Below are 13,877 nucleotides of genomic sequence, written 5' to 3' on the forward strand. Positions count from 1 at the left end.
GGCGCGCAAAAAACCGATTTTCTTTTTAAAACCGATAGTTACGGACAGAAAGTTGTCCGGGCACACCAAAGAGGGGAGCGATGCTAACTCACTCGTCCGTTTGCACAAGGGGGTGGAAGGGGATTTGTTGTTTTACCGATGATCGTTCCCATGCTCCAGGGTGGGAATGCCGCCCGGGATGCTCCGCGTCCCTTCGTAAGCGTGACGCAGAGCGTCACAGGATGCATTCCCACGCAGAGCGTTGGAATGATCAATGGGCCAAGAAAAAGCCCCGCATCTTTTCAGAAGCGGGGCTTTTTCATCAGGCCGGTTGTGCCTGGGCGCTCAGCGGTTTGAGCGGCAACAACGGTGCGTGAGGATCGGCTTTCACCGACGCTCGCCAGGCATCCAGCCACTGTGCGTGACCTTCGCTCCAGACCTGCTCATGCAGGCGACCCAGTGCCACCGGATCGCTCAGCAGTTGCAGACGCTCATGGTTGTTCAACCCGGCAGGGCCGGCTTTCAGTGCATGGCGAACCCGTTCGATACGCAGCCACTCGATCGGCTCGGCCAGACCGTGACGCGAAGTCGCCAGCGCGCACGCCAGGGCATTCTGCTGCGGATCGACCACGGCGCGGATGAAGCCGTCGTTCAGTGCGTGCCAACGGTTTTCGTGGGTGTACTGATCGGTGGCCAGCAAGGCCTGCGGCGGTGCGTATTCCTCAGGGATCAGGAACAGGCTCTCGTCGCGGGACTTGAGGCCCAGCTTCACGCGGCTGGAGATCACCGACACCGGGATCGACAGCATCAACGAACCGACGATCGGTACCAGCCACCAGAGGAAACTCGGGTTCAGCCAGACCACCAGCAAGGCCCAGAAAAAGCCCAGCAAGGTTTGTGGACCATGGCGGCGCACCGCTTCGCTCCACGGTGTCGAGTCGTCGTCACGTTGAGGCGAGTTCCAGGTCGCTGCCCAGCCGAGGAACGCGGCGAGTACGAAACGGGTGTGGAAAATCATCCGCACCGGCGCCAGCAGCATGGAGAACAGCATCTCCAGCAGCATCGACAGGGTCACCTTGAACTTGCCGCCGAACTCTTTCGCGCCCTTGGCCCAGATCAGGATGATGCTCAGCAACTTCGGCAGGAACAGCAGCACGATGGTCGTCGAGAACAGCGCAACGGCCTTGTCCGGGTGCCATTGTGGCCACAGCGGATACAGCTGTCGCGGCTCCATGAAGTACTGCGGCTCCATCAGCGTGTTGACCGCCAGCAGCGCCGTCGACAGCACCAGGAAGAAAAACCACAGCGGTGCCGACAGATAAGACATCACGCCGGTCAGGAACACCGCACGGTGCACCGGGTGCATGCCCTTGACGAGGAACAGCCGGAAGTTCATCAGGTTGCCGTGGCACCAGCGACGGTCACGCTTGAGCTCGTCGAGCAGGTTCGGCGGCAGTTCTTCGTAGCTACCGGGCAGATCGTAAGCGATCCACACGCCCCAGCCGGCACGGCGCATCAGCGCCGCTTCAACGAAGTCGTGGGAAAGGATCGCCCCCGCAAATGCGCCTTTGCCGGGCAACGGCGCCAGGGCGCAGTGCTCGATGAACGGCTTCATGCGGATGATCGCGTTGTGGCCCCAGTAGTGGGATTCGCCCAACTGCCAGAAGTGCAGGCCGGCGGTAAACAGCGGACCGTAAACCCGCGTGGCGAACTGCTGCATGCGCGCATACAGCGTGTCCATGCCCGAGGCGCGTGGCGCAGTCTGAATGATCCCGGCGTCCGGCGTGGCTTCCATCAAGCGCACCAGACTGGTCAGGCATTCGCCGCTCATCACGCTGTCGGCGTCGAGTACGACCATGTATTTGTAATCACCGCCCCAACGACGGCAGAAGTCGTCGAGGTTGCCGCTCTTGCGTTTCACGCGACGGCGACGACGGCGATAGAAGATCCTGCCGAAGCCCTTGGCTTCGCGGCAGACGTCCAGCCAGGCTTGCTGCTCGGCAACGCAGATATCGGTGTCGTTACTGTCACTGAGGACAAAGAAGTCGAAGCGATCCAGGTCACCGGTGGCGGCGACCGACTCGAAGGTCGCGCGCAAACCGGCGAACACCCGCGGTACGTCTTCGTTGCAGATCGGCATCACCAATGCAGTGCGAGCGTCCTTGGGAATCGGCTCGTTGCCGGCGCTGGCACCGGAAATGCGGTACTTGTCGTGCCCGGTGAGCAATTCGAGGAAGCCCATCAGTGCGGTCCAGAAACCGGCCGATACCCAGCAGAACAGAATCCCGAACAGAATCAGGATGCTGGTTTGCAAGGCATAGGGCAGCACTTGCGTGGCGGTCTGGAGCAGCGGTTGGTGCAGGACTTCGTTGAGGTCGACGAACGACCAGCCCTGGTACGGCATGATGCCTTTCATGTACCAGCCCGCAACGATAGTCTGGCCCAGCATCAACACCAGCAGGATGTAGCGGCGGATCGAACCGACGGTACGCCAGCGAGCCGCCGGCAGCACGCGCTCATCCTTCGGCGGTGCCGGAGGGTTGGTGCGACCGGTCAGGCGACGCCAGCCCCGCACCAGGATATTGGTACGCCATGGCTCGGGCACGACCTTGGTCCGACGAATCGGCGGGGTTGCCTTCAGGCACACACGACCGCTGGCGTCGAGCGCCAACATCTCGGCCTCCTCCAGCTCCTCGGCGGAGTTGAGGGTCAGCCGGCGACCGACCGAAGCCTGGTTCGCTTCGCCCGGTGCGTCGAAGGTCTTCGACGACAGGCGCTCATGCAGTTCGCTGAAAGATGTGCAGCCCGCAAGTTCTGCGCGCTGCTCATCGGTCATTGGCAGGTGCGCCAGATACTCATTGAGAGTTTCTGGCTGTACTTGGGAATTACTCATCGGCTGGCAACTGGTAGCTCCAGGTCTCGGTCAGCACTTGTTCAGTCTTGGCTGCATCCGGGGCAGGAGGTGTGGCAGGGGCTGCTTCGGCAGCGGCAGGCTGCTTGGCGTCTTTGTCTTTCACGTCTTTGGAGTCTTTTTCTTTCTTCTCGAGCTGCCTGGCGGCGATCTTGTCGGCCTTGGCAATCGAAGAATTGGCGTTCGGCAGCGAGGCCTTGACCGGCTCAGAGGCGACGATGTCCTTGACCAGCGCAGCACGCATCTCGGTGGATTTACCCGGGTCCTTGATCTTCATGCGCAGGGTCAGGCGCCAGCCCTGGGTTTCAGGGTTGTAGCGCACGCTGTTCTCGACCACTTCGGCGTTGTCGCCAACGCTGACCTGGCTGCGAACCGGTGCATCTTCCGGCAGAGCCTTGAGGGACGGGCCTGTGAAGTCCACCAGATAGGCAACGCTGCCATCTGGCTGACGAATCAGGTTGGATTGTTTCACGTCACCGGTGGAACGCAGGGTCTGTTGTACCCAAGCGCTGTCTGCCGAGTGCAGGGCAGCTTCGTCGATGGTCCAGTGCAGACGATAAGCGAAGTCCAGTGGCTGACCAGGCTCAGGCAGCTTTTCCGGGCTCCAGAAGGCAACGATGTTGTCGTTGGTTTCGTCGGCAGTCGGGATCTCTACGAGGTCGACGGTGCCTTTGCCCCAGTCGCCTGTTGGCTCGATCCAGGCGCTTGGGCGCTTGTCGTAGCGGTCATCGAGGTCTTCGTAGTGGCTGAAGTCACGGCCACGTTGCAGCAGGCCGAAACCACGCGGGTTCTCAACCGAAAAATTGCTGACGGCCAGGTGTTTCGGGTTGTTCAACGGGCGCCAGATCCACTCGCCGTTGCCGGCATGGATCGACAGACCGCTGGAGTCGTGCAGTTCGCGACGGTAGTTGAGCACTTTCGACGGCTGGTTGGCGCCGAACAGGAACATGCTGGTCAGCGGCGCGATGCCCAGTTTGCTGACCTTGTCACGCAGGAACATCTGCGCCTTGACGTCGACAATGGTGTCGCTGCCCGGACGCAGGGTCAGGCGGTAGGCGCCGGTGGCACGCGGCGAGTCCAGCAGGGCGTAGATCACCAGGTGCTTGTCGGTCGGCTTGGGTTGCGCGATCCAGAACTCGGTAAAGCGCGGGAACTCTTCACCGGACGGCAGCGCAGTGTCGATCGCCAGGCCGCGGGCGGACAGGCCATAGGTGTGGCCTTTGCCGACGACGCGGAAGTAACTCGCGCCGAGCATGGTCATGATTTCGTCTTGCTTGTCGGCCTTATTGATCGGGTACAGCACACGGAAGCCGGCATAACCCAGCTGTTCGGTGGATTTAGGATCGAACTTCACGTCGCCGAAATCGAAACGACTCGGGTCGTACTTGATCTCTTCAACGGCGTTGGCGGTAATTTCGTTGATCTTCACCGGCGTGTCGAAGTGCATGCCCTGGTGATAGAACGACAGCTTGAACGGGGTTTTCTGGTCGGCCCATTCGGCTTTTTCGGTCAGAAAACGAATTTTCTGATAGTCCGCGAATTTCATTTCACGGAATTCGTTCGGCAGATTGCTGCGCGGAGCTTCGTATTTCTGCCCGGCCAGCTCTTTTGCCTTGGCCGACACATCATCCAGATTGAATGCCCAAAGCTGGCCGGCGCTGAGCAGGCAAAGCAAAGCAGAGCCCGTCACCAGTGCGTTTCGTAACCGTTTGGCAGACAATTTTGGTGCATTACAGGGACTAACAATCACGAGCAACCCTCGCCGAAAACAGATCAAAAAACCAACGGCCAGACCAGGCGGTCTGTGTGGTCGGTTTTGTGAGCGTACTTCGGCGCCAGGTAACCAGATACTGCGTTGCTGCTCCTCGCCATAGCGGGCTATGACTCGTCGCAGCGCCTTGTCTCTGGCTACCTGACATCCGAAATACTGCTCACAAAACCAACCGTACAGACCACTCATGCCAGGTTGGCGAGCATTGTTCCGACTCCGATGGGGCTAAATGATTCCCCAAACGGTTGCGGACAAGTCTCTACCTAAGTCAAAAATGGGCCAACGAACGCTGATCCCCGTAGCGCGGGATTATCTAGTAGGCCGCGTTACAACGCATCAGGGGTAACAAAGTATTTATCGCGAAAACCCCCTGTTTTCGACCGAAACACGCCTGAAAAGATGTTTCAAGCGTCTTCAGGTCTGTATCAGGAAGGTTACCGGGCCATCATTGACCAGATGCACCTGCATGTCTGCGCCAAATCTACCTGATGCCACTTTGCCATGAACCTGCTGCGCTTTGGCTAATATATAGCCAAAAAGCTCCTCTCCCAGGGCCGGTGGGGCCGCGGTAGAAAAGCTCGGACGCAAACCGTTTTTGGTATCGGCGGCCAGGGTGAACTGCGAGACCAACAGTAAACCACCGCCGACATCGGCCAACGACAGATTCATCTTGCCCTCGGCGTCACTGAATATCCGATAGTTAAGCAGCTTATGCAGAAGTTTGTCGGCGCTGGCCCGAGTGTCTTGCGGCTCGACCGCCACCAGCACCAGCAAACCCTGGTCTACAGCGCCAACAACCTCCCCCGCCACTTCGACGCGTGCATTTCGCACGCGTTGTAACAGGCCCTTCATGCTTCTTCAGGCGGCAGATCAAGCAAACGCCGGGCCATCTGGCTGGCCGCACGCACCAATGCATCGGTGATGCCCGGCTCGGACGCCGCGTGTCCGGCATCGCGGATCACCTGCAGTTCGCTGTTCGGCCAGGCCTGATGCAGTTCCCAGGCATTATCCAGCGGGCAGATCACATCGTAACGGCCATGGACGATGACGCCGGGCAAATGGGCGATCTTGCCCATGTCGCGAATCAGCTGATTTGGCTCGAGGAACGCGTTGTTGGTGAAGTAGTGGCATTCGATCCGGGCGATCGACAACGCGCGCTGCGGCTCGGAGAAGCGGTCGACCACCATCGGGTTTGGCCGCAAGGTCGCCGTGCGGCCTTCCCAGGTCGACCAGGCCTTGGCCGCGTGCATCTGGGCAATCTGATCGTTGCCGATCAGGCGTTTGTGGAATGCACTCAGCAGGTCGTCGCGCTCGTCGAGCGGGATCGGCGCGATGTAGTCCTGCCAGTAATCCGGGAACAGCCGGCTCGCGCCGGCCTGGTAGAACCATTCGATTTCCTGCGGGCGGCAGAGAAAGATCCCGCGCAGGATCAGACCGTGCACCCGCTCCGGGTGGGTTTGTGCGTAGGCCAGGGCCAGGGTCGAACCCCAGGAGCCGCCGAACAGCACCCATTTGTCGATCCCCAGGTGCTGGCGAATCCGCTCAAGGTCGGCGACCAGATCCCAGGTGGTGTTGTTTTCGAGGTTGGCGTGGGGCGTGGAACGACCGCAGCCGCGCTGATCGAAGGTAACGATGCGATACAGGTTCGGGTCGAAGTAACGCCGACTCTGCGCATCGCAACCGGCCCCCGGACCGCCGTGAATGAACACCACCGGCAAGCCTTCCGGTGAACCGCTTTCGTCGACATACAGCGTGTGTATTGCATCGACGGCCAGATCGTGCCGGGCGTAGGGTTTGATCTGCGGGTACAAAGTCTGCATTGCGCGCTCCGTAAGGGGTCGAGTTCATCCCTGGGGGGACTTCAATTATTCTGCCGTCCGGCATCATAAACCCGAATTACCTGAATGAGCATGCCCACAAAAAATCAGACTTCGCTTACAAGAAACCGCTGCAAATATGCCAACAGGTTTTCATAGAGCAGATCCACTTCCGCAACCTGGCCCCGGCCCCGCAAACACCCGTGAATCAGCCCCGTGCCCGAATACAGACTGACCTCACCCTCTGCGGCTTCGAGTCGCCGGGCATAACTGACGCCGTCGTCGCGTAGCGGGTCGAACTGCGCGACGGCGATCATCGTCGGTGGCAAACCGCTGAAATCATCGGCGAGCAATGGCATGGCGTAGGCCGACGGGTGCCGCGTACCGCGCAAGTACAACGCGTGATAGCAATCCAGGTCGCTGCTGCTGAGTAGCGGCGCGTCGGCACATTCGCTACGCGATGGAAGCCTGGCGTCACCGCCCAGTCCTGGGTAAATCAAGACTTGTGCGCAGGGCAGGCGCTCACCCCGGTCACGCAATGCCAGGCACAACGCAGCGGCAAGATTGCCACCGGCGCTGTCACCGGCCACCAGCATCCGCCCGGCGTCCAACGCAAACGGGCCCGCCCCCGCGCACAACGCTTGCCAGATGCTCAGGCAGTCATCGAACGCCGCCGGAAATGGATGCTCCGGTGCCAGTCGGTAATCGACGGCAATCACCAGCACGCCCAAAACCGCCGACAACTCACTGCAGATGAAGTCGTGCGAGTCCAGATCCCCCACCACCCAGCCACCACCGTGCAGATAAAGGATGCACGGCCAACCCGAATCCGGCGGCGCAACCGCTGGCTGGTAAGACCGGACACGAACGCCTTCCAGCGTAAAGTCCGCGACCTCCAGCCCGTCCGGGCGAGCCGGGGTAAATGCCCGGCACATTCGACTGTAAGCCTGACGCAGCCCGTCCAGGCTGCTGTCAGGGCTGTTGAAGCTGAGGGTTCTCTCGACAAATGCCGAGAGCTGCGCAGAGATCGGATAGTCAGGCATAAGGTTCTCGGCCACTCAGAGCTTCAGGCTGGTCTGTACCGCCTTCACACCGTCCTGGCCATCGAAACTGCTGACACCCGCCAACCAACGCTGAAGATCCTCGGGATGGTCACGCAGCCATTGCCGGGCGACTTCCTGTGCAGTCTTGCGCTCCATGATCGGCACCATCAACTGGCTTTCCTGAGCGGCGGTGAACGTCAGGTTTTCCAACAGACGGTTCACGTTCGGGCAACGCTGGGCATAATCCGGCGCGGTCACGGTCGAAACCGTCGCCGCACCTTCGTTAGGGCCGTAGACATCCTCGCTGCCGGTCAGGTAGTTGATCTTCATGTTGATGTTCATTGGATGCGGGGTCCAGCCGACGAACACCACGAACTCCTTGCGATTGACCGCCCGCTGCACCGCGGCCAGCATCCCGGCCTCGCCAGACTCGATCAGTTTGAAGTCCTTGAGGCCGAAGTGATTGGTCTCGATCATGGTTTTGATCGTGGTGTTGGCACCGCTGCCCGGCTCGATGCCGTAAATCTTCGCACCCAACTGGTCTTTGAATCTGGCGATATCACCGAAGGTTTTCAGGCCCGCTGCCGCGACATAGTCAGGCACCGCGAGGGTGGCCTGGGCGTCAGACAGGCTGGGCTTGTCCATGACTTTGAGTTGATTGGCGGCGATGAATGGCGCGATATTCTTGTCCATCGCGGGCTTCCAGTAGCCGAGGAAGATATCCAGGCGTTTGTCGCGGATGCCGGCGAAGATGATTTGCTGCACGGCGCTGGTTTGCTTGCTTTCATAGCCAAGTCCGCTGAGCAAGACATCGGCCATGCCACTGGTGGCGATCACGTCGGTCCAGTTGACCACGCCCATGCGCACGGATTGGCAGGACGCCGGTTCGCTGGCAAAGGTGTTGGCGCTCAGGAGTGCGGTGCCGGTGAGGATTAACAGACAGCGGTTGAACAGTCGTTTCATCGGGAGGGCTCGCTCGGCAGCAGGTTATTGTGGGCCCGGTGTCTTTGTGCACCGTGCCCACAACGTTACGCAGCCAAGCTTGCGCCAAAACGCCCTGTGGCGACTGTGTTTTGCACAGTGGCGACTGCAACCGATCGTTCCCATGCTCTGCGTGGGAATGCAGCCCGTGACGCTCCGCGTCACTGGACGCGGAGCGTCCCTTGAGGCATTCCCACGCAGAGCGTGGGAACGATCAAGTTACGTTGGGTAGTGCTTCTGCCTCCAGGCCAGCAATCCTTGCAGCAACTCTTTGAGCACCACCTGCGTCGGTGCCGCCAGGTCAGGCCGATAGCGGAACGGTTCGACCTCTTCCATGTAAGTGCACTGCCCCAGCTCCAGCTGCACCGCATGGATGTTCTCGGCCGGGTTGCCGTAATGACGGGTAATGTGGCCGCCCTTGAAACGCCCATTGAGTACATGGCTGTAATCCGTGTGCCGAGCGCAGATGGCTTCCAGCTGGCTGGCCAGCTGTGGATCGCAACTGGCGCCGTTGAACGTGCCGAGATTGAAGTCCGGCAGCTTGCCGTCAAACAGGTGCGGGATCACCGAACGGATCGAATGCGCATCGAACAACAGCGCATAACCGAACTCGGCTTTCAGCCGCGCCAGTTCTTGCTGCAAGGTGTTGTGGTACGGCGTCCAGACGTTCTCCAGGTACGTCGCGCGCTCCTGTACCGACGGTTCCAGCCCTTCGCGGAACAACGGCACGCCGTCGAACAACGTTGCCGGGTACAAACCGGTCGTCGCGCCGACATACATCGGCTTGTCGTCGGACGGCCGGTTGAGGTCGATGACGAACCGCGAATACTCGGCGGCCAGGGTGCTGGCACCCAGCTCGGCGGCGAACTCGTAGAGCGTGGGAATATGCCAGTCAGTGTCCGGCAGGCTTTGTGCCTCAGGGATCAAACCAGCTTCAACCGCAGGCGTCAGACGCACACCAGCGTGAGGCATGCTGATCAGCAGCGGCACCCGGCCTTGTTTGAAGTTCAGAACCTTATCCACAACTGCTCTCCTATAACTCGACTTCAACGCCGTGACGCACGACGCGTTTTTCCAGGTCACCGCCCAACCAGTACGACAGGTCGGCTGGACGATCGATCTGCCAGGCCACGAAGTCGGCGACTTTGCCGACTTCAAGCGAACCGTGGGTGCGCTCCATGCCCAATGCCGTGGCGGCATGAATGGTCGCGCCGGCCAGCGCCTCTTCCGGGGTCATGCGGAAACAGGTGCAGGCCATGTTCAACATCAACCGAACCGACAACGCCGGCGAGGTGCCAGGGTTGAGGTCGCTGGCAATGGCGATTTTCACCCTGTGCTTGCGCAAGGCATCCATCGGCGGCAATTGGGTTTCACGCAGGAAGTAGAAGGCTCCTGGCAGCAACACGGCAACGGTCCCGGAGGCCGCCATCGCGATGGCGTCCTCTTCGGTCATAAACTCCAGATGGTCGGCCGACAGAGCGTGATAACGCGCCGCCAGGCTGGAGCCGTGCAAGGACGACAGTTGCTCGGCATGCAGCTTCACCGGCAAACCGAGCTTCTGCGCGGCGACGAACACGCGCTCGACCTGCGCTGGCGAAAACGCCAGGTATTCGCAGAACGCATCCACCGCATCCACCAGGCCTTCGGCGGCCAGCGCCGGCAGCATTTCGCTGCAGATATGGTCGATGTAGTCGTCGGCGCGGTCGGCGTACTCTGGCGGCAAGGCGTGAGCGGCCAGGCAGGTGCTGCGTACACTGACCGGCAGTTCGGCGCCGAGACGACGGATCACCCGCAGGATCTTCCGCTCACTGGCGAGGTCGAGGCCATAACCGGATTTCATCTCGATGCTGGTCACGCCGTCACGCAGCAGGCTTTTCAGACGTTTCTTCGCGCTGGCGAACAGCGCGTCCTCGGTCGCCGCACGCGTGGCGCGCACGGTGCTGGCGATGCCACCACCGGCCGCTGCGATCTCCGCGTAGCTCACGCCTTGCAGGCGTTGCTCGAACTCGCCGCTGCGGTTGCCACCGAACACCGTGTGGGTATGGCAGTCGATCAGGCCCGGAGTGACCCAGGCCCCCGCGAGGTCATGGACCTCGGGGTACTCGCCGGACGGCAGCTCGCTACGTGGGCCGATCCACTCAATGTGCGCTCCTGACGTCACGATGGCGGCATCCTCGATGATCGAGTAAGTACCCTGCGCCATGCTTGCAACGTGGCAGTGTTGCCAGAGAGTTTTCATCCTTGGCCTCCGTTAGTTATCGATGAGAAAAAGAAGGATCACGCGCAACCAGGGCCGCCTGCCCTGCCGCCGGTTTGACCCACGTCAGATAGGCCAGCACCAGCAACACGATCCAGACCACGCCGACGATCAGCGCCGCTTGGGTATCCGGGAAATAACCCAGCACGCCGAAGACAAACAGCATGAAGGCAATCGCCGCCATCGGCGCATAAGGCCAGAACGGTACCGGGAATTTCAGCTGTGCCACTTGCTCGGCGGTCATGGAGCGACGCATCGCCACCTGAGTGAACAAAATCATCAGCCAGACCCAGACGGTAGCGAAGGTCGCAATGGACGCGATCAACAGAAAGACGTTTTCCGGGATCAGGTAGTTCAGCAACACGCCCAGCAGCAGCGCAACGCTCATCACCACCACGGTCATCCACGGCACGCCATTGCGCGACAGGCGGGCGAAGCCCTTCGGTGCGTGCCCTTGCTGGGCCAGACCGAACATCATGCGGCCAGCGCCGAAGATGTCACTGTTGATCGCCGAAATCGCCGCCGTAATCACCACAATATTAAGGATGGTGGCCGCCGAGCTGATCCCCAGCTTATCGAAGATCTGCACGAACGGGCTGCCCTGGCCACCGATCTGCTGCCAAGGAAAGATCGACATCAGCACCACCATCGTCAGCACGTAGAACAGCAGAATCCGCAACGGTACGGCGTTGATTGCACGAGGCAGCACGTGCTGCGGGTCTTTGGCCTCACCTGCGGTGACGCCAATGATTTCAATACCGCCAAACGCAAACATCACCACCGCGAACGAAGCGATCAGACCGCCCATGCCATTGGGCATGAAGCCGCCTTGGGTCCAGAGGTTGCTGATGTCGGTCACTTGGCCAGGGGCCGTGCTGATACCGAACAGCATGATGCCGAAGCCCCCGAGGATCATCGCAACGATGGCGGCGACCTTGAGCAGCGACAGCCAGAACTCCATTTCACCGAAGACTTTGACGTTGCACAGGTTCAAGCCGCCGACGATGGAAACGACGCCCAATACCCAAATCCAGCGAGAGACTTCCGGGAACCAGAAGCCCATGTAAATACCGAACGCAGTGACGTCGGCCATGCCGACGATGACCATTTCGAATGCGTACGTCCATCCGAGGATGAAGCCTGCCATCGGTCCCAGGTAAGTGCTGGCGTATTGACCGAAAGAACCTGCGACCGGGTTGTGCACGGCCATCTCGCCAAGGGCGCGCATGACCATGAACACCGCTGCGCCACCAATCAGGTAGGCAAGCAGCACCGCAGGACCGGCCATCTGGATGGCCGAGGCAGAACCGTAAAACAGCCCGGTGCCGATCGCCGCCCCCAGCGCCATGAAGCGAATATGTCGGGCCGATAGCCCGCGTTTCAAGCCGTTTGCTGGCTTTTGCATTTCTCGTCCTTAGTTATTCTTGTCGACGCAAAATCGAATCGCGAGCAGGCTCGCTCCCACAGGTTCAGCGTAATCCTTGTGGGAGCGAGCCTGCTCGCGATGGGGCCATTACAGGCTAGGCAGCAACTTCGCCATCACCAGCTCATTCAGGCAGCGCGAAGCCAGCAGCTCGCTTGCGGCGTTGATGTCCGGCGCAAAAAAACGGTCCTTCTCGTAGAACGGTACTTTGGCGCGCAGGGTGCTGCGAGCTTTTTCCAGTTTCGACGAAGTCTTCAGACCGTCGCGCAGGTCCAGGCCCTGGCAGGCAGCCAGCCACTCGACAGCCAGAACGCCGCGAGTGTTTTCAGCCATTTCCCACAGACGCTTGCCAGCGGCCGGGGCCATGGAAACGTGGTCTTCCTGGTTGGCGGACGTCGGCAGGCTGTCTACCGAATGCGGATGCGCCAGTGCCTTGTTTTCGCTGGCCAGAGCTGCCGCAGTCACCTGAGCGATCATGAAGCCGGAGTTCACGCCACCGTTGGCCACCAGGAACGGCGGCAGTTGCGACATGTGCTTGTCCATCATCAGCGAGATGCGACGCTCGCTCAGGGAGCCGATTTCAGCGATGGCCAGAGCCATGTTGTCGGCCGCCATGGCAACCGGTTCGGCGTGGAAGTTACCGCCGGAGATCACATCACCTTCAGCAGCGAATACCAACGGGTTATCCGATACGGCGTTGGCTTCGATCGCCAGCACTTCAGCGGCCTGACGGAACTGAGTCAGGCAGGCGCCCATGACTTGTGGCTGGCAGCGCAGCGAGTACGGGTCCTGAACCTTTTCGCAGTTCTGGTGCGAATCGGAGACTTCACTGCGCTCGCCCAGCAGGTCGCGGTAAGCGGCAGCAGCATCGATCTGGCCTTTTTGGCCACGAGCCGCGTGGATACGCGCATCGAACGGCGAGCGCGAGCCCAGCACCGCTTCAACGGTCAGACCGCCAAGGGCCAGGGCACCAGCGAACAGGTCTTCGCCTTCGAACAGGCCACGCAGCGCGTAAGCGGTGGACACCTGAGTACCGTTAAGCAGCGCCAGACCTTCTTTGGCCGCCAGAGTCAGCGGCTTGAGGCCAGCCACTTCCAGCGCTTCGGTCGCTTGCAGCCATTGGCCTTTGTAGCGAGCCTTGCCTTCGCCCAGCAGCACCAGCGACATGTGGGCCAGCGGCGCGAGGTCACCGGAAGCACCGACCGAACCTTTCAACGGAATGTGCGGGTAAACCTCGGCGTTGATCAGAGCGATCAGCGCGTCGATCACCACCCGGCGAATGCCGGAGAAACCACGGCTCAGGCTGTTGACCTTGAGCACCATGATCAGACGTACCAACGCATCGCTGATCGGCTCACCAACACCGGCAGCGTGGGACAGCACCAGCGAGCGCTGGAGGTTTTCCAGGTCTTCGCTGGCAATGCGGGTCGAAGCCAACAGGCCGAAACCGGTGTTGATGCCGTACGCGGTACGGTTTTCCACGAGGATCTGTTCCACGCAGGCAACACTGGCTTCGATTTGGGCCGAGGCACTGTCGTCGAGACGGACGTTGACCGGTTGCTGATAAACAGCGCGCAGTTGGGCAAGACTCAGTTGGCCAGGGATAAGATTCAGAGCAGTCACATTTATTCTCCTTTTGAGAGTTTTTATGCTCTTTATATTAAGAGCAGTTAACTAACCAGACGCTCCGGATGA

At 60.5% G+C, this 13,877-nt stretch carries 10 protein-coding genes; all 10 read right to left on the reverse strand.

The features are described 5' to 3' along the window. Nucleotides 1-301 precede the first annotated feature (301 nt). Nucleotides 302-2,872, reverse strand: coding sequence for a glucans biosynthesis glucosyltransferase MdoH (gene mdoH, locus FPT12_RS13200; RefSeq protein ID WP_145016653.1), 2,571 nt, complete (start codon nucleotides 2,870-2,872; stop codon nucleotides 302-304). Beyond that, nucleotides 2,865-4,640, reverse strand: a complete 1,776-nt coding sequence (locus FPT12_RS13205) for a glucan biosynthesis protein G (protein ID WP_145016654.1) — start codon at nucleotides 4,638-4,640, stop codon at nucleotides 2,865-2,867. The genes mdoH and FPT12_RS13205 overlap by 8 nt, the downstream gene beginning before the upstream one ends. A gap of 435 nt (nucleotides 4,641-5,075) precedes the next feature. Next, a complete protein-coding gene (gene dtd, locus FPT12_RS13210) occupies nucleotides 5,076-5,513 on the reverse strand; it encodes a D-aminoacyl-tRNA deacylase (RefSeq protein WP_145016655.1) in 438 nt (145 codons plus the stop codon). Continuing rightward, on the reverse strand, nucleotides 5,510-6,481 hold the full coding sequence (gene pip, locus FPT12_RS13215) for a prolyl aminopeptidase (protein ID WP_054595195.1): 972 nt from the start codon (nucleotides 6,479-6,481) through the stop codon (nucleotides 5,510-5,512). The genes dtd and pip overlap by 4 nt, the downstream gene beginning before the upstream one ends. Nucleotides 6,482-6,585: 104 nt before the next feature. Continuing rightward, complete coding sequence (locus FPT12_RS13220) at nucleotides 6,586-7,521, reverse strand: alpha/beta hydrolase (RefSeq protein ID WP_145016656.1); 936 nt, start codon at nucleotides 7,519-7,521, stop codon at nucleotides 6,586-6,588. A gap of 15 nt (nucleotides 7,522-7,536) precedes the next feature. Continuing rightward, nucleotides 7,537-8,484: a choline ABC transporter substrate-binding protein gene (locus tag FPT12_RS13225; RefSeq protein ID WP_145016657.1), complete on the reverse strand. Its 948-nt coding sequence runs from the start codon at nucleotides 8,482-8,484 to the stop codon at nucleotides 7,537-7,539. A gap of 237 nt (nucleotides 8,485-8,721) precedes the next feature. Beyond that, a complete protein-coding gene (gene hutG, locus FPT12_RS13230) occupies nucleotides 8,722-9,525 on the reverse strand; it encodes an N-formylglutamate deformylase (RefSeq protein WP_145016658.1) in 804 nt (267 codons plus the stop codon). A gap of 10 nt (nucleotides 9,526-9,535) precedes the next feature. Next, nucleotides 9,536-10,741, reverse strand: a complete 1,206-nt coding sequence (gene hutI / locus FPT12_RS13235) for an imidazolonepropionase (protein WP_145016659.1) — start codon at nucleotides 10,739-10,741, stop codon at nucleotides 9,536-9,538. Between the two features lie 16 nt (nucleotides 10,742-10,757). Further along, nucleotides 10,758-12,164 (reverse strand): amino acid permease, encoded by a 1,407-nt coding sequence (locus tag FPT12_RS13240; RefSeq protein WP_145016660.1) that lies wholly within the window; start codon nucleotides 12,162-12,164, stop codon nucleotides 10,758-10,760. Nucleotides 12,165-12,272: 108 nt separating this feature from the next. Further along, entirely contained in the window at nucleotides 12,273-13,805 is a 1,533-nt protein-coding gene (gene hutH, locus FPT12_RS13245) for a histidine ammonia-lyase (RefSeq protein ID WP_145016661.1), read from the reverse strand. Nucleotides 13,806-13,877: the final 72 nt, after the last annotated feature.

It is taken from the genome of Pseudomonas sp. H3(2019), from assembly GCF_007713465.1.
Classification (GTDB): domain Bacteria; phylum Pseudomonadota; class Gammaproteobacteria; order Pseudomonadales; family Pseudomonadaceae; genus Aquipseudomonas.

What these genes read in the sequence shown, in the direction of transcription:
- mdoH (WP_145016653.1), bottom strand. Translation starts at nt 2,872, where the DNA reads ATGAGTAATTCCCAAGTACAGCCAGAAACTCTCAATGAGTATCTGGCG.
- dtd (WP_145016655.1), bottom strand. Translation starts at nt 5,513, where the DNA reads ATGAAGGGCCTGTTACAACGCGTGCGAAATGCACGCGTCGAAGTGGCG.
- pip (WP_054595195.1), bottom strand. Translation starts at nt 6,481, where the DNA reads ATGCAGACTTTGTACCCGCAGATCAAACCCTACGCCCGGCACGATCTG.
- FPT12_RS13220 (WP_145016656.1), bottom strand. Translation starts at nt 7,521, where the DNA reads ATGCCTGACTATCCGATCTCTGCGCAGCTCTCGGCATTTGTCGAGAGA.
- FPT12_RS13225 (WP_145016657.1), bottom strand. Translation starts at nt 8,484, where the DNA reads ATGAAACGACTGTTCAACCGCTGTCTGTTAATCCTCACCGGCACCGCA.
- hutI (WP_145016659.1), bottom strand. Translation starts at nt 10,741, where the DNA reads ATGAAAACTCTCTGGCAACACTGCCACGTTGCAAGCATGGCGCAGGGT.
- FPT12_RS13240 (WP_145016660.1), bottom strand. Translation starts at nt 12,164, where the DNA reads ATGCAAAAGCCAGCAAACGGCTTGAAACGCGGGCTATCGGCCCGACAT.